The 20,477-nt window shown below is 69.4% G+C and carries 19 protein-coding genes and 1 pseudogene; 8 read left to right on the forward strand and 12 right to left on the reverse strand.

The window, feature by feature from the left end:
* The 3 genes from FJV41_RS29625 to ttcA all read right to left on the reverse strand — a co-directional run.
* The coding region (locus tag FJV41_RS29625; RefSeq protein WP_141645937.1) for a PhnD/SsuA/transferrin family substrate-binding protein at positions 1 to 301 on the reverse strand (301 nt) is incomplete at its 3' end.
* Between the two features lie 12 nt (positions 302 to 313).
* Entirely contained in the window at positions 314 to 1,138 is an 825-nt protein-coding gene (locus FJV41_RS29630) for a TerB family tellurite resistance protein (protein WP_141645938.1), read from the reverse strand.
* The gene (ttcA, locus tag FJV41_RS29635) at positions 1,117 to 1,980 is read right to left on the reverse strand and encodes a tRNA 2-thiocytidine(32) synthetase TtcA (RefSeq protein WP_141645939.1); all 864 of its coding nucleotides are present in this window, start codon (positions 1,978 to 1,980) and stop codon (positions 1,117 to 1,119) included. Before ttcA ends, FJV41_RS29630 begins: the two co-directional genes overlap by 22 nt.
* Before the next feature lie 65 nt (positions 1,981 to 2,045).
* Between ttcA and FJV41_RS29640 the strand changes: the two genes are divergently transcribed.
* Both FJV41_RS29640 and FJV41_RS29645 read left to right on the forward strand, forming a co-directional pair.
* Entirely contained in the window at positions 2,046 to 3,212 is a 1,167-nt protein-coding gene (locus FJV41_RS29640; protein WP_141645940.1) for a ribonuclease D, read from the forward strand.
* Positions 3,213 to 3,334: 122 nt separating this feature from the next.
* Positions 3,335 to 6,064, forward strand: a complete 2,730-nt coding sequence (locus FJV41_RS29645) for a M1 family metallopeptidase (RefSeq protein WP_141645941.1) — start codon at positions 3,335 to 3,337, stop codon at positions 6,062 to 6,064.
* A gap of 1 nt (position 6,065) precedes the next feature.
* On the opposite strand, the gene FJV41_RS29650 is transcribed toward FJV41_RS29645, so the two are convergent.
* A complete protein-coding gene (locus FJV41_RS29650) occupies positions 6,066 to 6,707 on the reverse strand; it encodes a class I SAM-dependent methyltransferase (RefSeq protein ID WP_141645942.1) in 642 nt (213 codons plus the stop codon).
* 94 nt (positions 6,708 to 6,801) lie between these two features.
* Here FJV41_RS29650 and FJV41_RS29655 point away from each other — a divergent pair, with 94 nt between their 5' ends.
* Entirely contained in the window at positions 6,802 to 7,158 is a 357-nt protein-coding gene (locus FJV41_RS29655; RefSeq protein ID WP_141645943.1) for a four-helix bundle copper-binding protein, read from the forward strand.
* A 23-nt stretch (positions 7,159 to 7,181) separates the two neighbouring features.
* Here FJV41_RS29655 and FJV41_RS29660 read toward each other — a convergent pair whose 3' ends face one another.
* Positions 7,182 to 8,675, reverse strand: coding sequence for a carboxypeptidase M32 (locus FJV41_RS29660; protein WP_141645944.1), 1,494 nt, complete (start codon positions 8,673 to 8,675; stop codon positions 7,182 to 7,184).
* A 68-nt stretch (positions 8,676 to 8,743) separates the two neighbouring features.
* Between FJV41_RS29660 and FJV41_RS29665 the strand changes: the two genes are divergently transcribed.
* Positions 8,744 to 9,286 carry a hypothetical protein gene (locus FJV41_RS29665; protein ID WP_141645945.1) on the forward strand — a complete coding sequence of 181 codons (543 nt, stop codon included), beginning with the start codon at positions 8,744 to 8,746 and terminating at the stop codon, positions 9,284 to 9,286.
* Positions 9,287 to 9,289: 3 nt separating this feature from the next.
* Here FJV41_RS29665 and FJV41_RS29670 read toward each other — a convergent pair whose 3' ends face one another.
* The gene (locus FJV41_RS29670) at positions 9,290 to 10,915 is read right to left on the reverse strand and encodes a peptide chain release factor 3 (protein WP_141645946.1); all 1,626 of its coding nucleotides are present in this window, start codon (positions 10,913 to 10,915) and stop codon (positions 9,290 to 9,292) included.
* A gap of 116 nt (positions 10,916 to 11,031) precedes the next feature.
* Here FJV41_RS29670 and FJV41_RS29675 point away from each other — a divergent pair, with 116 nt between their 5' ends.
* Positions 11,032 to 11,439, forward strand: a complete 408-nt coding sequence (locus FJV41_RS29675) for a RidA family protein (RefSeq protein WP_141645947.1) — start codon at positions 11,032 to 11,034, stop codon at positions 11,437 to 11,439.
* Positions 11,440 to 11,521: 82 nt separating this feature from the next.
* Positions 11,522 to 12,424, forward strand: coding sequence for a helix-hairpin-helix domain-containing protein (locus tag FJV41_RS29680; protein WP_141645948.1), 903 nt, complete (start codon positions 11,522 to 11,524; stop codon positions 12,422 to 12,424).
* 109 nt (positions 12,425 to 12,533) lie between these two features.
* On the opposite strand, the gene FJV41_RS29685 is transcribed toward FJV41_RS29680, so the two are convergent.
* The 5 genes and pseudogenes from FJV41_RS29685 to FJV41_RS56990 all read right to left on the reverse strand — a co-directional run.
* Positions 12,534 to 14,591 (reverse strand): Kelch repeat-containing protein, encoded by a 2,058-nt coding sequence (locus FJV41_RS29685; protein ID WP_246137499.1) that lies wholly within the window; start codon positions 14,589 to 14,591, stop codon positions 12,534 to 12,536.
* Between the two features lie 316 nt (positions 14,592 to 14,907).
* Positions 14,908 to 15,711: an ABC transporter permease gene (locus tag FJV41_RS29690; RefSeq protein ID WP_141645950.1), complete on the reverse strand. Its 804-nt coding sequence runs from the start codon at positions 15,709 to 15,711 to the stop codon at positions 14,908 to 14,910.
* Positions 15,712 to 15,715: 4 nt separating this feature from the next.
* Positions 15,716 to 16,522 (reverse strand): ABC transporter permease, encoded by an 807-nt coding sequence (locus FJV41_RS29695; protein ID WP_141645951.1) that lies wholly within the window; start codon positions 16,520 to 16,522, stop codon positions 15,716 to 15,718.
* Positions 16,519 to 16,962 carry a hypothetical protein gene (locus tag FJV41_RS56985; RefSeq protein WP_497812663.1) on the reverse strand — a complete coding sequence of 148 codons (444 nt, stop codon included), beginning with the start codon at positions 16,960 to 16,962 and terminating at the stop codon, positions 16,519 to 16,521. Before FJV41_RS56985 ends, FJV41_RS29695 begins: the two co-directional genes overlap by 4 nt.
* Positions 16,948 to 17,418: pseudogene (locus tag FJV41_RS56990) on the reverse strand (ATP-binding cassette domain-containing protein); the annotation flags it as partial. The gene FJV41_RS56985 and the pseudogene FJV41_RS56990, both read right to left, overlap by 15 nt.
* Positions 17,419 to 17,650: 232 nt before the next feature.
* On the opposite strand from FJV41_RS56990, the gene FJV41_RS29705 reads away from it, so the two are divergent.
* The gene (locus FJV41_RS29705) at positions 17,651 to 18,865 is read left to right on the forward strand and encodes a small ribosomal subunit Rsm22 family protein (RefSeq protein WP_141645953.1); all 1,215 of its coding nucleotides are present in this window, start codon (positions 17,651 to 17,653) and stop codon (positions 18,863 to 18,865) included.
* Positions 18,866 to 19,056: 191 nt separating this feature from the next.
* Here the strand turns inward: FJV41_RS29705 and FJV41_RS29710 are convergent, their stop codons facing one another.
* Positions 19,057 to 19,248 (reverse strand): hypothetical protein, encoded by a 192-nt coding sequence (locus FJV41_RS29710; protein ID WP_141645954.1) that lies wholly within the window; start codon positions 19,246 to 19,248, stop codon positions 19,057 to 19,059.
* Positions 19,249 to 19,500: 252 nt separating this feature from the next.
* Between FJV41_RS29710 and pip the strand changes: the two genes are divergently transcribed.
* Positions 19,501 to 20,469 (forward strand): prolyl aminopeptidase, encoded by a 969-nt coding sequence (gene pip, locus FJV41_RS29715; RefSeq protein WP_141645955.1) that lies wholly within the window; start codon positions 19,501 to 19,503, stop codon positions 20,467 to 20,469.
* Positions 20,470 to 20,477 lie beyond the last annotated feature (8 nt).

The raw sequence follows: 20,477 nt of genomic DNA on the forward strand, positions 1-20,477 counted from the left end.
TAAGAGACAGGTAGGAGGACATGCCCCGGCGCACCCCGCGCACCACCACCCGCACCCCCATGGCCTCCATCCGCGCGCACACGAACGGAGGCGCCCAGGCCGCGTCCGCGCGCCCGGAGAGCAAATCCTTGGCGAGCGTCTCGTAGCTGGACGCGACGCTCACCTCCACCAGCTTGCCCAGCGCCCTCTGGAGAAAGGCCGCCAGCCGGTCCGCGCGCTCTCGCGCCGTCTCGTTGCCCAGGGACGGCGGCAGACCGAAACGGAAGGAGTGCCTGGAGGTGGAAGGGACTTGAAGGGTCATTCTGCCCCCTGATTACCCCTCCCTGCCCAGTCGCGCCACTTCGTCGTCAGCAAGACCGAACGTCGCCTGGAGCATGTCCAGGATGCGCTGCTCCGGCAGACTGGGCTCGCCCCCCGCGTGGGCGATTTTCGTGGCCAGCCGGAACGCCTTCACCCGCTGGGTGTGCGTCGTCAGGCCGTGCGCCAGGACGTGGAGTCGCTGGGGCAGCCCCTCGGCGGACAGCGCCGCCACCGACTCGCTCACGAAGTTCTGCGCGCGCTCCGGGCTGACGTTCTCGAAGAGGGGGTCCGCCGCGAAGCTCTCCACCAGCGCCCGGGCCTCGGCCTCCTTCAGCCGCCCGTCCGCCGCGCTCACCAGCACCATGACCTCCGCGTACAGCCGCTCCAGCGGCTCTCCCAGGGCCTCCGCCAGGCTGCCGCCGTTCTCGATGACGTCGATGATTTGGGCGACCTCGTCCTCGGAGATGCCCAACGCGGCCTGGAACGTCTTGAGCAGCCCCAGCTCCGTGCGAGTCGCCCGCTGGTCCGCCAGCGCCACCGCCGCCGCCAGGCCGAAGGCCAGCATCCGGTTCTTGTGGTCCGGAAGCCTGCGCCTGAGCGACGCGAGCACGTCCTCCAGGTTGCGCGCCTCGGACAGCCGCGCGGCGCTGGTCTCCACCAGCGCGTTGAGCTCCTCGGGACGCGTGCCCTCGAACTCCGGCCGCTCCAGCACGCGGCTGAGCAACGTCTGCATCTCCCGCTGAGACACACGGCCGTCGGCCATCGCCGCCAGCAACATCGCCTCCACCAGCGCGGCGTTACGTTCCTTGCGCGCGCTCACTGCCTGCTCTCGAGCCATGGACTGGCTCCCCCTTGCGTGTCCTGCGTGTCTTGAGTGGGCGCCGCCGCGACTTCCGCCTCGCTCGCGTTCAGCGGGTCGGGGTTGAGCGCCCGGTCCAGCAGGTGCGACGGCCGCACGTTGGCCATCGCGTTGAGAAGGCTCTGCCGGACGTTGGGAATCTCCTTGCCCAGGTCCTCCACCAGTCGCTGCATCCGCTTGCGCTGGAGGTTCTCCTGCGTGCCGCACAAATCGCAGGGGATGATGGGGAAGGCCTTCAGCTCCGCGAACTTCGCGATGTCCTTCTCCGGCGCGTAGCACAGCGGCCGGATGACCACGTTGCGCCCATCATCGCTCTTGAGCAAGGGCGGCATCGCCTTGATGGAGCCGGCGAAGAACATGTTGAGCAGGAGCGTGTGGATGAGGTCGTCGCGGTGGTGGCCCAGGGCAATCTTGGTGCAGCCCAGCTCCACCGCCGCCGTGTAGAGGATGCCCCGCCGCATGCGCGAGCAGACCGAGCACTGCGTCTTGCCGGGGGGCGTCTTCTCCAGGACGATGCTGTACGTGTCCTCCTTGAGGAGCTTGTACGCGTAGCCCTCGCGCTGGAAGTAGTCCTCCAGGATGTGCCCCGGAAAACCGGGATGTCCCTGGTCCAGGTTCACCGCGAGCAGGTCGAACTTCACCGGCGCGCGGCGCTGCAGCTCCCGGAGCAGGTAGAGCATGGTGTAGGAGTCCTTGCCTCCGGACACACCCACCATGATGCGGTCCCCGTCCTCGATGAGGCGGTGGTCCGCGATGGCCCGGCCCATGTGGCCAAGCAGACTCTTTTCCAGGCGCTGGACGTCATTCATCGGCGTGGCCATCCTAGCGGCGGCCCGGGAAAAAACACGTCATTCAGGCGGTCCGGTCCGCTAGCCTGCTCAGCTCGATGCCTACCTACCCGCAGGGTGATGTGGACGTGGTGGATTCCGCCGGGGCCCAGAGCGCCCTCCAGAAGCTGGAGGCGGCCCGCGAGCTGGCCGTGGACCTGGAGGCCGACTCCATGCACGCCTTCCGCGCCCGGCTGTGCTTCCTCCAGGTCGCCACCGACGACGATGTCTTCCTCTTCGACACGCTCCAGCCCGGCGTGGAGGCCCGGCTGCTCGCCCCGCTGCTGGCCGACCCGGAACGCACCAAGTACTTCCATGCCGCCCAGGGCGACCTGCAGTTCCTGGCCGAGGGCGGGGTGCGGGTGCGGGGCCTGTTCGACACGCACCGCGCCGCCACCCTGCTGGGCTGGCCCAAGGTGGGACTGGCGGACGTGGCCCGGGAGAAGCTGGGCGTGGAGCTGCCGAAGGAGCATCAGCAGTCCGACTTCTCGCTGCGCCCCCTGCCCCCGGGCATGCACACCTACATCGCCAACGACGTGCGCTACCTGTGCGAGCTGGGCCGGCAGGTGCGCGAGTCATGCCGCGAGGCGGGCATCCTGGAAGAAGTGGTGCTGGACTGCGACCGGCTCTGTGACGAGGCCGTGGCCCGGCCCGACGTGGGCGCGGACTTCAAGCCCAAGCTGCCGCGCTCCGGGCTGTCCCCCACGCAGCTGACGCTGGCGAACGCGATTGCCCATGCGCTGCACCGCAAGCGGCTGGAGTGGGCGGAGCAGGAGAACGTCCCCATGGGGCGCATGCTCTCCAACATGGCGCTGGCGGATATCGCCACGCGGCTGCCCTCCACGCCCAAGGACCTGGCGCGCGCGGCGGGCGTGCGAGGCGCCTTCGTGCGCGCCCATGGCGACGAGGTGCTCGCCATCGTCCGCGCGCAGTTGGAGAAGTCGCGCAACGGGGAGCTGCCCCAGGAGCGCGAGAACAAGGGCCCCAAGGACACCAACCGCCGCAAGCGCGAGGACGCGCTCAAGGCGTTCCGCGTGGAGAAGGCCACCGAGCGCAAGGTGACGCCCAGCGTGGTGCTCACCAACCCGCTGATGGACGCGCTGCTCGCGCAGCCGCCCCGGAACCTGGAGGAGCTCGGCCAGGTGCCCTACTTCGGTGACAAGCGGCTGCAGTTGTACGGCCCCGCCCTCATCGAGCTGCTGGCCGCCTTCCCCGTCGTCGGCTGAGGGCCCCACCGCGCCACCGCGTCACATCTGACACCGCGTCTAAGCGCTACCGTCGCGGCGGAGGCGGTGATGGAATGACCTCCGTCACGAGTCGCCCTTGGTCTGGCGGACGGAGCTTCCCGATGCGGTTCGGACACCCTGGCGCGGTCATCGCCCTGTTGCTGGCGCTCCTCCTCGCGGGCTGCGCGGGCGGCGCCCGTGAAGCCGCGGCGCTGACGCCCCCACCCATGCCTCGCCCGCGCGTCGTGCCTCCGCCCGTGGAAGACGCCCGCGTCCTCACGCCGCCGGGCCTGCGGCTGGACTGGCACGCGCGGCCCACGCGGCAGACGGTGACGCTGGAGCTGGACCCTCGCCAGGAGACCTTCCGAGGCACCGTGGACGTGGAGCTGTCGCTGTCCGAGCCCACGCGCGCGCTGTGGCTCCACGCCTCGGAGCTGACCGTGAGCCAGAGCCACTTCCGCGTAGGGGACACGCGGGTGTCCGCGGAGGCGCTGCCCGTCGGGGAGGACCTGCTCGCCTTCATCCCGCGCGAGCCGCTCCAGCCCGGCCCCGTCACGCTGCACGTCGAGTACACGGGCCGCGCGTACGACAAGGAAGACAGCGGCGTCTTCCGCGAGCAGGACAACGGCCACTGGTACGCGATGACGCAGTTCCAGCCGCTCTACGCGCGGCGCGCGTTTCCCTGCTTCGATGAACCCGCGTTCAAGATTCCCTGGGTCCTGACGTTGCGCGTGCGCACGGAGGACTCCGCCTTCGCCAACACGCCCGTGCGCGCCGAGGAGGCGGGGACGGACGGCTGGAAGACGGTGCGCTTCCAGATGACTCCGCCGTTGCCCACGTACCTGGTGGCCTTCGCGGTGGGCCCCTTCGAGGCGGTGGACGCGGGGCGGGCCGGACAGAACGGCGTGCCGGTGCGCATCGTGGTGCCCAAGGGCCGCGCGGCCGAGACGACCTGGGCCGCGTCCGTCACCCCGCCCCTGCTCGCGGAGCTGGAGACGTGGTTCGGCACGCCCTACCCCTACCCGAAGCTGGACGTGCTCGCGGTGCCGGGGCTTCTGGGGGGCGCGATGGAACATCCGGGCCTCGTCACCTTCGGCGCGCCGCTGGTGCTCGCGGAGCCGGGCAAGGACACCGTGTGGCGCCAGCGCGGCTTCGCGGAGACGCAGGCGCATGAGCTCGCGCACCAGTGGTTCGGCAACCTCGTCACCCCCGCGTGGTGGGACGACCTGTGGCTCAACGAGTCCTTCGCGGACTGGCTCGCCTTCAAGGTGGTGAAGCGCTGGCGTCCGGAGTGGCGTGGAGACATCCGCCGCGTGGAGGCCCGAGGCCACGCCATGCGCGAGGACTGGCTCGTCACCGCGCGCAGCATCCGCCAGCCCATCGAAGCGCCCGGTGATATCCACAGCGCCTTCGACGGAATCACCTATGGCAAGGGCGCCGCCGTGCTCGCCATGTTCGAGTCCTGGGTGGGAGCCGACACATTCCAGCGCGGCGTTCGCCACTACCTGCAGGCCCACGCGCGCGGCACCGCCACCACCGAGGACTTCTTCCAGGCGCTGTCACTCGCGGCCGGGCGGGACGTCGCGCCCGTGTTCTCGTCGTTCCTGGACCAGCCCGGTGTGCCGCTCGTGGCGATGACGCTCCAGTGTCCCAAGGAGGGAGCGCCGCGCCTCGCGCTGGAGCAGCGGCGCTACCTGCCGCTCGGGGCCCGGGACGCAGCGGGCTCACGGCCCTGGCAGGTGCCGCTGTGCGTGCGCTACGCCGTCGGCGCGAAGGAAGGCCGCGTCTGCACGGTGCTTACCGAGCCCACGGGCACACTGGAGCTGACCGAGGCGAAGGGGTGTCCCGACTGGGTCCACCCGAACGCGGACGCGCGCGGCTACTACCATGCGCTGCTGCGCGGAGACGGGCTGGAGCGCCTCACGCGCCAGGGAGGACGGCAGCTCACCATCCCCGAGCGACTGGTGTTGATGGCGGACGCGCAGGCGCTGCTCTCCAGTGGCGAGCTGGACGTCAGCCAGGCGCTCACGCTGGTGGCTCGGCTGAGTGAAGGGGGCTCGGACCTGGTGAACAGCGCGGCGGGCGTGGTGGGCAGCGTGCACACGGACCTGGTTCCAAATGCGCTCCGTCCGCACCGGGCGCGCTTCGTGCGCGGACTCTTCGGAAACCGCGCGCGTTCGGTGGGCTTCGTCTCCCGTCCCGGCGAGAGCGAGGACCTGCGACTGATGCGCCCCACCCTGATGTGGATGGCGGCCACCGAGGGCGAAGACCCGAAGCTGCGCGCGGAGGCTCGCCGCCTCACGCTGCGCTGGCTCGAGGACCGGACCGCGCTGCCACCCGAGGACGCCGCCACGGTGCTTCAGTCCGCCGCGGTGGCGGGAGACGCCGCCCTGCACCAACGCCTGCGAGACGCCGCGCGCGCCGCAGCCACGGAGCAGGAGCGCGGATTGCTCTTCGGTGCCCTGGGCAGCTTTCGCGATGCGGCGCTGGCGCGCGCCAGCCTGGAGCTGCTGCTGGACGCGAAGGTGGACACGCGCGAGGCGCTGGCCATCCTCTTCGGACAGCTCTCGGAGGCGCACACGCGCGAGGTGGCCTTCGGCTTCCTGCGCGAGCACTTCGACACCCTGCGCGAGCGACTGCCCAGGGACCTCTCCACATGGCTGCTCTCAGGTGGCGGCTTCTTCTGCGACGCCGAGCACCGTGAAGAGGTGGCGCGCTTCTTCGGTCCGCGCGCGCGGGACTTCGAGGGCGGCGAGCGTGCGCTGGCACAGTCCCTGGAGCGCGTGGACCAGTGCATCGCCCAGCGCGAGGCCCTGCGGCCCGGGCTGACGCGCTTCCTCGCGCGCTACTGAGTCACCGTTTGCGCGCGAGCATCATCCCGTCGCGCACCGTCAGCAGCACGGGCTCCACGCGCGCATCCGCGACGACCTTCGCGTTGAAGTCCACCACCGCGTGGTCCTGCGCGGACTCGGGACTCAGCACGCGCCCGGACCACAACACGTTGTCCGCGACGAGCAGCCCGCCGGGACGCACCAGCGGCACCACCGCGTCCCAGTACGCGCTGTAGCCCCCCTTGTCCGCGTCGATGAAGACCAGGTCGAACGGACCCCGCAACGTCTTCAGGGTTTCCAGGGCAGGCCCGAGTCGGAGCTGGATTTTCCGGCCATGCGGACTGCGCGCGAAGAAGGCGCGGGCAATCTCAGCCGTCTCCGGGTTGATGTCACAGGTGATGAGCTCTCCGTCGTCGGAAAGCCCCTCCGCCATCATCAACGCCGAGTATCCCGTGAAGGTCCCGATTTCCAGGACGCGCCTCGCACTCGTGAGCGAGACGAGCATTCTCAGGAAGGCGCCTTCGACGGGTCCGACCTGCATACCCGGAGAGGACGTGCGTGCGTGGGTGATGTCCTTGAGTTCCTCGAAGAGTGGCGCGGGTGCCGCGGTGTGCGCGCGGGCGTACTCTTCGATTTCGTCAGGGACGAGCGTGAGCTTGGGCATGGTGACCGTTTAACATCGGGCATCTCATGCCTCACTTCCAGTTGCCCCCCTGCTCGGCGTGCATACCCTGGTTAGCGGTTCGGAGGTGCGAGCGATGACTGGAGCGAGACTGGGCGGTGCTCGCGCGGACGTGTCGCGCTGCATTGATGCGAGCCTCCAGTGCCAGGCGGCCTGCGAAGCAGGCATGGCGCGGATGGTGGCGCAGGGACAGACGCTGAGCAGCGCCTCGGTGCGCGTGCTGCGGCAGTGCGCGGAGCTGTGCGAACTCAACGTGCGCGCGCTGCGCAAGGAGAGCCGGCTGGCGCGGCGCACCACCAGCCTGTGCTTCGAGCTGAGCAGCCTCGTCGCGCGCACGGCCTGGCTGGACGCGGATGACCCCGGCTCATACACGCTCGCGAAGGACGCGCTGCGGCTGGCCCGTTCGTGTCATCCGCTCCTGTTCTCGTTCTGAGTCCGCGCGTCTTTTGACAGGGGTCAGAGCGAGATGCCGTAGAGCGCGCCGTACTTCGCGCGCAGATACCCCAGGAAGTCCGCGTCGGTGAGGCCCTGTCCCGTCACCTCGCGCACCCGCTCCTCGGCGGGCAGGCGGAAGCCCTGACGGTGGATGCGCTCACGCAGCCAGTCGCGCAGCGGCAGCATCTGCCCCCGGCGCAGTTGCCCTTCGAGGTCCGGCAGCTCCCGCCCGGCGGCGCGGTACAGCGAGGCCGAGTAGAGATTGCCCAACGAGTACGTGGGGAAGTAGCCCAGCTCGCCCCAGGCCCAGTGGATGTCCTGGAGCACGCCCTGCGTGTCATCGGGCGGAGTGACGCCGAGGTAGCGCTCCATGCGCGCGTTCCACGCGGCGGGCAGCTCCTCCAGCGGAAGCTCGTCGCGGATGAGCAGCAGCTCCAGTTCGTAGCGCACGGCGATGTGGAGGTTGTACGTCACCTCGTCGGACTCGGTGCGGATGAGCGACGGGCGCACGTCGTTGACGACGGTGTGGAACGCCTCCAGGTCCACCTGGGCCAGCGCGTCGGGGAAGCTCTCGCGCAGCAGCGGGAAGTAGTGCTCCCAGAAGGGGCGACCCCGGCCCACGAGGTTCTCCCAGAGCCGCGACTGTGACTCGTGCAGCCCCATGGACGGCGAGGCCGCCAGCGGCGTGCGGTAGTGCTCGGGCGAGAAGCCCTGCTCGAACAGGCCGTGCCCCGCTTCGTGGATGGTGCTGAAGATGGCGGACAACGGGTTCGACTCGTCCACGTGCGTGGTGAGCCTCACGTCGAGCGCGTGCGTGCCTCCGGTGAACGGATGGATGCTCAGGTCCTGTCGGCCCGCCTCCAGGTCGAACCCCAGGTCCCCGAGCAACCGCAGCGTGAAGCGCCACTGCGCGTCCTTGTCGTAGCGACGCCCGTCGAAGAGGGCCGGCACCTGGCGCTTCGCGCCCGTGAGCTTGCCCACCATGGGGATGAGCTGCTCGCGCAACGTGGTCAGCACCGGCGTGAGCCGGGAGACACGCATGCCGGGCTCGTAGCCCTCCAGCAGGCCGTCATAGCGTTCGCCATCATGGCCGTACGCATCCGCCTGCTCGCGACGCAGCTCCAGCAGGCGTTGGAGGGCGGGCTGGAAGCGGGCGAAGCGGCGCTCCTTGCGGGCCTCGCGCCAGGCATGGAGGCCGTGACTCTGGGCCTCGGCCAGGGCGCGGACCAGGGCGGCGGGCACGCGCACCTCGCGCTCCCGCTCGCGCTGGAGCACGGTCACCATGGCGCGCTCGTCGTCGGACAGGCCCGCCTCGGTGGCCGCCCTGGCGAGCGCATCCCCCAGCCGAGGGTCCACGAGGCGCTCGTGGTGGATGCCCTGCAGGGTGGACAGCTGGTGGGCTCGCGCGGGGCCTGCCTTGGCGGGCAGGTACGTCTCCTGGTCCCACGTGGCGAGGCCAATGAGCCCCTGGAGGTCCTTCAGCTCCTGCATCCGGGAAAGCAGCCAGGTATCCATGAACTCTCTATAACCCGCCGCACCCCGGGCTTTCGCGGGGAGGAACACAAGGGTATGAGGGCCGGGCAATGGCCAATGTCCTTCAGTTCTTCATGATTCCCGACGACGAGCTCGCCTTCTTCCGCTTCCTGGAGCGCTTCGTGCTGGAGGTGTACCCCCGGCGCGTTCCAGCGGACTGGACGACGTTCCGCGCCCATCAGGACAACATGGCGCGACTGCCCGAGGACGAGATGTACCTGGTGGCCAGCGACCTGGGCCCCGCCATCGTCGACAAGATGAAGCGCGGCCCGGACAAGGGCTACTGGCGCGTGGACGAGGTGCGCTCCCCCGTCATCTTCCTGGAGCGCTGCCGCACCAACGAGGAGGGCGAACTGCTCAGCGGCAAGCTCTGGGCGGAGCTGGACATCACCGCGCAGACGGGCCGGAAGAACGCGGCGCCGGACCGCTTCCGGCGCCTGTTCATGGACATCGAGGAGCACGTGAAGAAGACGTTCCGCCGGGGCCAGCCGAAGGACTTCTTCGTCGGCCCCAAGACGGCCCGCCTCTACAAGGAAGGCCTCGTCCTGCGCGACTCCGCCTTCCGGGGCGGCACCGTGAACGTCTACAAGTAGCGCTCAGCTCCCCGAGGCGACCGCCGTCAGCTTGCGCAGCATGGGCGCCTCGTTGAGGAACTTCAGGTCCGGGTGCTTGTCCTCGGCGTGCTGGAGCGCCCAGTCGTCGCGGAAGAGGACCAGCGGCAGACCGTCGCGGTCCTGCACCGTCTGACGGTTGCCTTCCCAGTCGAAGGACTTGGGGTCGAAGTTCGGCCCCACCACCCAGCGCGCGTGGCTGAAGGGCAGCCGGTCCAGGGCAATCTTCGCCCCGTACTCGTGCTCGAGCCGGTACTGGAGGACCTCGAACTGGAGGGCGCCCACCACGCCGACAATCGGGTCCTTCATGCCCATGCTGAGCTGCTGGAAGATCTGCACGGTGCCCTCTTCCGAGAGCTGCTCCAGGCCCTTCTCCATCTGCTTGCGGCGCAAGGGGTCCTTGGAGCGCACCACCGCGAAGTATTCGGGGCTGAAGCGCGGCACGCCCTCGAACTCCACGTCGGTGCCCTCCGCCAGCGTGTCGCCGATGCGGTACTGCCCCGGGTCGAACAGGCCGATGACGTCTCCGGGCCAGGCGTCTTCAATCGCGGTGCGCTCGGCGGCCATGAACTGGCTCGGCTTGGCCAGACGCACTTCCTTGCCCAGGCGTGAGTGGAACGCGTTCATGCCCTTCACGTACCGGCCACTCACCACGCGCATGAAGGCGATGCGGTCTCGGTGGGCGGGGTCCATGTTCGCCTGAATCTTGAACACGAAGCCGGCGAACTTGGGGTTGTTGGGCTCGCGCGGGCCCAGCGTCGTCAGGCGCGAGGTGGGCGCGGGGGCCAGGTCCAGGAAGGCATCGAGGAACGGGCGCACGCCGAAGTTCGTCATCGCGCTGCCGAAGAACATGGGCGTCAGCTGGCCCGAGTCGCTCTTCTCGCGGGTGAATTCGTCACCGCCGATGTCGAGCAGCTCGATGTCCTCGTGGAGCTTGGCCAGCTCCGACTCGGTGAGCACCGACTTGATGTCCTCCGAGTCGATGGAGACCGAGCGCTCGCCAACCTCCGACTCGCCGTGGGTGCCCTCGGCGGAGAAGACGTGGACGACGCGGGCCTGCCGGTCGTAGACGCCGCGGAACTCCGGCCCCATGCCGATGGGCCAGTTCATCGGATAGGAGCGGATGCCGAGCACCTGCTCCAGCTCGTTCATGAGTTCGAGCGGCTCGCGGCCGTAGCGGTCCAGCTTGTTGACGAAGGTGAAGATGGGGATGCCGCGCAGGCGGCACACCTTGAAGAGCTTCTTCGTCTGGGGCTCGACGCCCTTGGCGGCGTCGATGAGCATCACCGCCGCGTCGGCCGCGGCCAGGGTGCGGTAGGTGTCCTCGGAGAAGTCCTGGTGGCCCGGGGTGTCCAGCAGGTTGACGGCGTGGTCCCGGTACACGAACTGGAGGACGGACGAGGTGACGGAGATGCCGCGCTCCTTCTCCAGCTCCATCCAGTCGCTGGTGGCGTGGCGCCGCGCGCGCTTGGCCTTGACGCTGCCGGCCAGATGGATGGCGCCGCCGTACAGCAGCAGCTTCTCCGTCAGCGTCGTCTTGCCCGCGTCGGGGTGGGAGATGATCGCGAAGGTGCGCCGCCGGGCGACCTCCCTGTCGAGCTCGTTCGTCATGACCCGGGGCCAACTACCACGGGCCGTGTTTCCTTGCAGCCAACAAGGAGCCCCTGGCGGTCCGCCCGAGGCCCGTGGGAGGGTCTGCCCACACTTTCTCGCCTTCGGAGGCAGCCATGCAGCGGACCCATCACTCCACGGGTACCCCCTGGGAGCCCGTCGTGGGCTACTCGCGCGCGGTGAGGGTGGGGCCCTTCGTCTCCATCTCGGGCACCACGGCCACCGACGCGGCGGGGCAGATTGTCGGGGTCGGGGATGCCTACCTGCAGGCCGTCCAGGCGCTCCGGAACATCGAATCCGCGCTCCTGGCCGTGGGCGCGGGCCTGAAGGACGTGGTGCGCACGCGGATGTACGTCACGGACATCTCCCGCTGGGAGCAGGTGGGCCGGGCGCATGGGGAGTTCTTCGCCAGCATCCGTCCGGTGACGTCGATGGTGGAGGTGAGCAAGCTCATCTCCCCGGAGATTCTGGTGGAAATCGAGGCGGACGCCATCGTCGCGGACGCGCTCGACAAGGCACCCTGAGGAACGAGGGCTCCCCTGCCCGCTTGGATTGCATCGCCGGGGGTGGTCGCCTCGCGCCCGACGCTCCAAGTTCGAGGGAGCCATGGGCGTCGAATGGAAGGACAACATCGGCATCGCGGATGCGCTGGAGCGGGTGGCGGACCTGCTGGAGGAGCAGGACGCGATGCCCTTCCGGGTGACGGCCTACCGCAAGGCGGCGGGGTCGATTGGCCAGTGGCCGGAGTCCGTGGCGGAGCTGCTGGCGTCGAAGGGCGAGGCGGGGCTGCGGGAGTTGCCCGGGGTGGGCAAGAGCATCGCCGCGGCGGTGGCGGAGCTGGTGCGCACGGGGCAGTTCGGGCTGTTGCAGCGGCTGGAGGACGAGTCCTCGCCCGAGCAGTTGCTCGCCAGTGTGCCAGGCATTGGTCCGGAGCTGGCGCGGCGGATTCATGAAGAGCTGGGTGTGCGCTCGCTGGAGGAGTTGGAGCAGGCGGCTCATGACGGCAGGCTCGAGGCGGTGGAGGGCTTTGGACCGCGACGCGGGCAGCAGGTGCGGGACCTGCTCGAGGCGCGGCTGGGGCGAAACCGGCGAGGCGCGGCGCGCAAGCGCGAGAGCCTGGATGAAGGGCCCCGGCCCGACGTGGGGGTGTTGCTCCAGGTGGATGAGGAGTACCGCCGGAAGGCGGACGCGGGAGAGCTGCGGACCATCGCGCCCCGGCGGTTCAATCCATCGGGTGAGGCGTGGTTGCCGGTGATGCGGCGCAAGCTGGACGGGTGGAACGTGCGGGCGCTGTTCTCCAACACAGCGATGGCACATCAGCAGAAAGCGACGCACGACTGGGTGGTGCTGTACTTCGACCAGGAAGGCGACGAGGGACAGTGCACCATCGTCACCGCGCACGGTGGACCGCTGGACGGTCGCCGAGTGGTGAGAGGTCGCGAGGTGGAGTGCCTGGCCTATTACGGCGTGGAGTCCGAGGAGGCGGAGGCGCATCAGCCCGGGGCGTGAACCCAGGAAGTCGGCGTGGACAGGCGCGCCTGGGCAATCCTGCCAGCGCGACGTCCAAGCCCCTCCCGCCCGCGTCCACACCGGGACGCGGGCGACAGGAGCCCCATCGTCAGAGCGCTGGCGTGTACAGCTCCGCCGAGGACAGCGCTCCGCTGGTCCCCAATCCTCCCGCGACGAGCAGTCGCCCGGAGATGGCCAGCCGAGTCACCGTGCCGCTCGACAGCGCGTTGGACATGGTGCCCGCGGACGTCCACTGACCGAGCGCCGGGTCGAACACCTCCGTCGTGGACAACAGGCCCGTTCCCGCCCCGGCGTCCCCGCCCAGCACCAGCACGCGGCCCGAGGACAACACCGACGCCAGCGCGCCGTAGCGGCTGCTCGTCATGGGCGCCACCGTCGTCCAGCCGCCCTGCGCCGGATCATAGATTTCCGCCGTGGCCAGCGCGCCGCCCAGGCCCCAGCCGCCCGCCACCAGCACCTTGCCTCCGGGGAGCGCCACCGCGATGTGTCCATAACGCGTTCCCGACATGGAGCCCGTCTGCGTCCACTGGCCCGTGTGCATGTTGTAGAGCTCGGCGGTGGCCGTGTCGCCCGTGGGCGTCGTGCCGCCCACCACCAGCACCTGCCCGGACAACAGCATCGTCGCGGTGTGGTTGACGCGACGCACGTTCATCGCGCCCGTCGTGCGCCAGGTGCCGGAAGGCGGGTCATACAACTCCGCCGTGGCGAGGATGCTGCTGAAGCTGGAGGACATCCGCCCTCCCGTCACCAACACCTGCCCCGACTCCAGCAACGTGGTGGTGTGCCGCGAACGGGCCCCCGCCAGCGCGCCGGTGCTGCTCCACTGTCCCGTGGCCAGGTCATACACCTCCGCGGACGACAGATAGGACGAGGAACTGGCCTGCCCGCCAGCGACCAGCACGTTGCCCGAGGGAAGCTCGGCCGCCCCATGCAGGAAGCGCGGCGCGACCAGGCTCCCCGTCTGCGTCCACGTCACCAGGTGCTCGTCGTACAGCTCCGCGCCCCAAAGCCCGCTGCCGCCGGTGCTCGTGCCTCCCGCCACCAGCACCTTGCCGGAGTCGAGCAACGTCACCGAGTGGTGATACCGCGCCGACGACATGACGGCCGTCGGGCGCCAGGGCGGCGTGGGCACCGAGAAACGCTCGGCCGACGAGGCCCCCTGCGTCCCCTCCGCGCTTCCTCCCGCGACGAACACGTCGCCCTGGGGCAAGAGTGTGGCCGTGTGCCCCAGCCGACTCGTGCTCATCGAAGACGTCACGCTCCAGCGCACCAGCGCCGGGTCGAAGATGGCCGCGCTCTGCAGATACGGGCTGTTGCCATCCGTGCCACCGCTGACGAGCACCTCGCCCGAGTGCAGCAGCGTGGCCGTGTGCTGAGCCCGCTCTCCTGGCAGTCCCTGCGCCACCGAAGTCCAGGTGCCCGTCCCCGGGTCGAACAGCTCCGAGGTCCGCGAGGCCGTGAGCTCATCGATGAAGCCTCCCGCCACCAGCACCTTGCCGGACAGCAGCCGCGTCGCGCTGTGCCCCGAGCGCACGCCGAGCATTCCCGCGGCGAGGGTCCAGAGCCCCGTGCTCGGCTCGTACAGCTCCACGTCATTCACGAACGAGCCTCGCGGTCCGACTCGCCCCCCGGTGACCATCACCCGTCCATTGCCCAGGAGCGTCGCCGTGTGTCCCACGCGCGCCCTGCGCAGCGCACCCGTGGCGGACCACGTCCCCGTGGCCGGGTCATAGAGCTGGGCTGTGGCCAGTCCCGCGCCCGCGCCGTTCTCTCCGCCCACCACCAGCACCTTCCCGCTCGACAGCAACGTCGCCGTGTGGCCGGAGCGCAGCGAGTCCAGGTTCCCCGTCGCGACCCAGGTCCCCGCGGTGGGGTCATACAGCTCCGCGGTGCCCGTGGACGACGCGCCGGAGTCACCGCCAGCGACGAGCACCTTGCCGTTGTTCAGGAGTGTCGCGCTGTGTCGACGCCGCGCGGCGCCCAGCGAGCCCCCGGGCAGCCAACGCACGCCCTTCGGGTCGTACAGCTCCGCGCTCGACGAGGACTGCCCGCCCACCACCAACACCTGCCCGGTGCGCAGCAACGTCGCCGTGTGGTCCATCCGCTGGAGCAACATGCTCGGAGTGGGCGTCCAACCCTGGCTCACCTCCAAGCCCGCAGTCGCCTGTGCTTCCGACGTTTCTGCAAATTCCTCGTGTGAGCATCCCGCTAGGACAAGCGCCGACACAAGCGCGGCCAGTCGGCCGAGCCCGATACATCGATTCATGGGTGGGGGTCCTTTCCTTGGGGTGTGCGCCCGACGAGCCGCACGCGGCGGCCCTTACCCCAGTCCCGAGGAAGGAGGCCAATTCCGCCCTTGAAAAGATGTGTCGACACCAGATGAGACAGGTGGGGTTGATACACCCCACCACCGAGTCAGCGAGCGCTCGCCGGCTCGAAAGACTCGGTCGAGATGAAAGGGATTAGCTGCTGGCGGAGGTGTAGTGGCCGATGGAGCGAATCCAGACGCGCCGCGCCACCCACGCGAAGACCGCCGAGCCCACCACCGCCCCCACCAGGGACTGCGCTGGCAGCCGGCCCAGCATGGCCTCCGCCGGGAAGGTGGTCATCAAGGCGAGGGGAATCACGTAGGTGAAGACCAGGGTCAACGCCCCCTTCGCCACGCCCTTGAACACGGATGACGGCCAACGCGCGAAGTCAAAGATGGACGTGAAGAGGTAGGTGAGGTTGTCCACCCGGACGACGAAGAACGCGGCGCTCACCGTCAATATCCACAGCGAATACAAGAGCAGCGTGCTGGTGCCCAGGAGCAGCACGGACGTCAGGAGCCCCAAGGGAGACGGCCCGCGTCCCAGCAGCATGAAGGCGTAGAGGAAGAGCCCCAGGCCGGTGAGCACGTTGAACGCGCGCCACGGCAGGAAGCGCTGCGTCGACACGAGGAACTGCGCATCCGCGGGCTTGAGCAGCACGAAGTCCAGCGTGCCCTTGCGGATGTGCTCCACCACGCCGGTGAGGCTGGGGTTGATGGCGCCCTCGAGGATGCCTTGCAACAGGGTGAACCAGCCCACCACGAGCAGCGCCTCGCCGAAGCTCCAGCCCTCGACCTCCGGCCGGCTGCCGTAGACGACGAACAGCGGCGCCAGCGCGGTGAAGACCCAGCACAGCGACGTGAAGCCGTCGGTGAAGAAGTCCGCCCGGTACTGGAGCGCCTGGAGGCCGGACGCCTTGAGCTGCACTGTCAGCAGTCGCAGATATCGCCGCACCATGCCCCTACCCTCCGAACGCCGCGAAGCGCTTCACGCCCTGCTTCCAGAGCCCCACCGCGAGCGCGCCCATGCCCAGCACCCACGCCCACTGCCTTGCCAGGAGCCCCAGCGCGGTGGGCAGGTCATGCGCGTTCGTCATCAACTCCACCGGCAGCCCCATCTGGTAGCGGAAGGGCAGCCAGTCGATGACGGTGCGCAGGCCCTCGGGCAGGAACTCCACCGGGTACATGTAGCCGGAGCAGACGAAGAAGAGGACCATCCACACCTCCATCATCTTCTGGCTGCTGTCGAGGAAGAGGCTCAGCGCGCCGATGGCCACATTGGCCAGGAAGGTGATGGCCCAGCCGCCCAGCACCGCGAGGATGAACAGCGCCCACTGCCACGCATGCTGCGGCACCGCCTTGTCCGCGCCCACCAGGGCGATGCTCAGGAGCACCACGGGCAGGGCCACCACGACGCGCATGGGGAAGCCCGCCACGTTGTCGGACGCATAGCCCCACAAGGGAGAGATGGGACGCAGGAGGCGCATCGCCAGCGTGCCCTGCTTCACCTCCCAGTTGATGAGCCACGCGGCCCATGCGCTGGTGAGCTGACGCACGGCGAAGGTGGCCAGGAAGTAGCCCACGAAGTCCGCCTGGCCGAAGTTGCCCACCGGGGCGCTCTTGGCCACCGCCATCCACAGCACCATGTTGACCAGCGGCATGGTGGTGGACAGCACCCAGACGAACATCTCCGCCCGGTAGGCCACCGACTCCGCGAAGCTCACGCGCAGCATGGTGGGCAGGGCCCGCAGCAGACCTCGGGCATTCATGCCGTCACCGACTCGGCGGCCTGCAGCCTGCGGGCCTTGTTCTCCGCGAACAGCTCGCTCATGACCTCTTCCAGCGGCGCGTTCTCCACGGTGAGGTCTGTCACCGGCAGTCCGGACAGGGCGCGGGAGATGGTGGCGTTGACCGCGTCCTGCTTCACCTGGAGCACCGCGGTGCCCGCCTCGTGCGTCACCAGCTTGCCCAGGGGCTCCAGGCGCGAGGCGTCAACCTGCTCGGACAGCCGCAGCACCACGCGCTTCTCCGGGCGCACGCGCTGCACCAGCGCCTCCAGGCTTCCGTCGTAGGACAACAGGCCCTTGTCGATGACGATGACGCGCGGGCAGAGCGCCGCCACGTCGTCCATGTAGTGGCTGGTGAGGATGAGCGTGGCGCCGTACTTCTCGTTGTAGTCCTTGATGAACGTGCGCATGGTGGCCTGCATGGACACGTCCAGACCGATGGTGGGCTCGTCCAGGAACAGCACGCGGGGCCGGTGGATGAGGGCCGCCGCCAGCTCGCACTTCATCCGCTCGCCCAGGGAAAGCTGGCGCGTCGGCTTGCCGATGAGGTCGCCAATCTCCAGGAGCCCCACCAGCTCGTCCAACGTCTGCTTGTATTGCAACGTCGGCACGTCGTAGATGGCGCGGTTGAGCTCGAAGGTCTCCGCCGGAGGCAAGTCCCACAGGAGCTGCTGCTTCTGCCCCATGACGAGCATGATTTTCTTGAGGAACGCCTCCTCGCGCAGGCGCGGCACGTGCCCGTCCACGCGGACCTCGCCCTCGGAGGGGTGCAGGAGGCCGGAGAGGACCTTGAGCGTCGTCGTCTTGCCGGCGCCATTGGGGCCCAGGAAGCCCACGCGCTCTCCCGGACGGATGTCGAAGGAGATGCCGTCCACCGCCTTCACGGAGGTGTAGGTGCGATGGAAGAGCGAGCGGAGGGCCGCCTTGAGGCCTGGCGGGCGCTTGTGGACTTTGTAGTGCTTGCGCAGCCCGTGGACGGAGATCATGTGCGACAAGGGTTTAACGCGGACGCCCCCGGGTGGCGACCGTGGAGTTGAGCAAGTGGCGGGGTGACAACGGGTTGACATGGGCGGCTTCCGGGAGCGGCCCCTCGGTCGAAGGCTTGGCGGGATGAGCAACGGATACAGCAAGGACCTGGAGCGGTGGATGCCGCGGCTCATCGCCGTGTGGCGCGCGTCACGCGGCAAGGGTGACGGGCCGGAGGGGCGGCTGACGCCCCAGGAAGTGAAGGAAGTGGGCGCCGGCGTGCGCCAGCTCTCGCTGGGCCTGACGCGGGAGCGTCAGCTCGCGGGGGCGCGCTACATGGACGACCCGAAGCTTTTGGGCGCCTACCTCCTCTTCTACTGGCCGGTCTCGTATGCGCAGGCCCGGCAGGTGCTGGGGGAGCTGCCGAACCGTCCCCGACAGGTGCTGGATTTGGGCAGCGGCCCGGGTCCGGTGGCCTTCGCGGCGATGGACGCGGGCGGGAAGGAAGTGACGGCGGCGGACCGCAGCAAGGCCGCGCTGAACCTCGCGCGCGCGCTGGCGACAGAGGCCGGCGAGGCGCTGGCCACCCGGGAGTGGGACCCGACGAAGAAGGCCGCCGTGCTGCCGGAGGGGCAGTACGACCTGATTACGATGGGCCACGTCATCAACGAGCTGTACGGCACGGGGGACAGCGCGACGACGCCTCGGGCGGCGCTGCTCGAGGCGGCGCTGGCGAAGGTGAAGCGCGGCGGCAGCCTGCTGGTGATGGAGCCCGCGCTGCGGGAGACGAGCCGCGGCCTGCTGCACGTGCGCGATGCGATGGTGGCGCGCGGCTATGCGGTGCGTGCGCCGTGCATGTACCGGGGTGCGTGTCCGGCGTTGGTGAAGGAGACGGACTGGTGCCACGCGGAGCGGCCCTGGCCGATGCCTCGCGTCGTGGAGGAGCTGGCGCGCGCGGCGAGCCTGCACAAGGAAGCGTTGAAGATGAGCTACCTGCTGCTGGCGCCCAAGGGCGAGGAGTGGCCGGAGCTTCCGCCGGGTCGGCTGTTCCGCATCGTCTCCGAGCCGCTGGAGGGCAAGGGACGCCACCGCTACATCGGCTGCGGGCCGGAAGGCCGCGTGGGACTGGCGATGCAGGAGCGTCACCGCACGGAGAAGAACGAGCGTTTCCTCCAGTTGCACCGAGGTGACGTCATCGCGGTGACGGAGACGGAGCCCAAGGGCGACGGCCTGGCGATGAGCGATGCCTCCGAGGTGCGGATGGTGGCGCCCGCGGGCAAGGGCGTGCCACCGCCGCCTCCGAAGGAGGACGCGCCCGTGAATCCGGGAACCAGCCCGAACCCCGGCGCGCCCTCCTGACACGCGGAGAGGTCGCGGGCTCCGACACGGCCCGCGACACAGTGCCCCGCGTGAACTCCGAGTCACGCGGGCCTCGGCATGGCCCGCGAGATGCGGCCTCCTAGCGAACCATGAGGTGCGCGGTGGTTCACGCCGTCGAGCGAGGGCCTGTGAGCGCCCAGTGAGGCCCGCTCCACCGGTCCTCGCGTCGCTCAAGCGCGAGCTTGCGAGTAGGCCCCCGTGAGCACGTCGCGCATGTGGCGGAAGGACTTCACGCTGTCCTGCGCCGCGCTCACCGCGCCTTGAAGCAGGACGGTGGCCTGGATTCGAACCAGCTGGAGGCGACGGGGCGCGGCGTGGTCTTCGTTCTTCCGAGGGGGCGTCATCAGGGAAGCGAGATTCATGGAACGCTCCGGGGTGTGAGGAGACGGGAAGCAGCATCCACCGCTCCCGCAACCTCCACGTCGCGCGCGGGCAACATCGTCGTCACATCGCGTTCAGGGCGCGGCCGTGGCGTGCGGCATGTGCCCTGCCCGACAGTCCCCACCCCAGGCAAGAGGACACGCGAACACCTCCGGACGGTGACACACGGGCGGGCCGGCGATGAAGAACCGGTCTGCTAGCGTGAGAGACTCTCTCGTTGTCCTGGAAGGCGCATGTCCGTTCAGTCCCCGCCGTCGCGGATGCTGTACCCCCCGCTGGAGCCCTATCGCATGGGCCGCTTGCGGGTCTCCTCGCTCCACGAGCTGTACTTCGAGGAGTGTGGCAACCCGAAGGGCAAGCCCGTGGTCTTCGTCCATGGTGGCCCAGGGGGAGGCACGGACGCGAAGCAGCGGCGGTTCTTCGACCCGACGGCCTATCGCATCGTCCTCTTCGACCAGCGCGGCTGCGGCCGGAGCACTCCGCACGCGAGCCTGGAGGAGAACACCACCTGGGACCTGGTGGCCGACATGGAGCGTCTGCGCGAGCACCTGGGCATCGAGCGCTGGCAGCTCTTTGGCGGCTCCTGGGGCAGCACGCTGTCACTGGCCTACGCGCAGACCCATCCGGAGCGCGTCACGGAGCTGGTGCTGCGCGGCATCTTCCTCTTGCGCAAACAGGAACTGGACTGGTTCTACCAGCGCGGCGCCAGCGCCCTGTTCCCCGACGCGTGGGAGCACTACCTGGCGCCAATCCCCCTGGAGGAGCAACGGGACTTGCTCGGCGCGTATCACCGGCGCCTGACGAGCGCGGACGCGGCGACGCGACAGGAGGCCGCGCGGGCCTGGAGCGTGTGGGAGGCGCGAACCAGCTATCTGCATCCGAACCTGGAGCTGGTGGCACGCAACAGCGCGGACGACTTCGCCCTCGCCTTCGCGCGCATCGAGTGCCACTACTTCTTCAACCGTGGGTTCCTGCGCTCGGACACGCAGCTCCTCGATGACGTGCCGCGCATCCGTCATCTCCCCGCGGTCATCGTCCAGGGACGCTACGACGTGGTGTGCCCTCCGGAGAGCGCGTGGGCGCTGCATCAAGCGTGGCCAGAGGCGGAGCTGGTCATCGTTCCGGATGCGGGGCATTCGGCGAACGAGCCAGGCACCACGTCCGCGCTCGTGGAGGCCACGGACCGGTTCCGTCCGCGGTGAGCCAGGGC

This window comes from Myxococcus llanfairpwllgwyngyllgogerychwyrndrobwllllantysiliogogogochensis, assembly GCF_006636215.1.
In the GTDB taxonomy this organism is placed as follows: domain Bacteria; phylum Myxococcota; class Myxococcia; order Myxococcales; family Myxococcaceae; genus Myxococcus; species Myxococcus llanfairpwllgwyngyllgogerychwyrndrobwllllantysiliogogogochensis.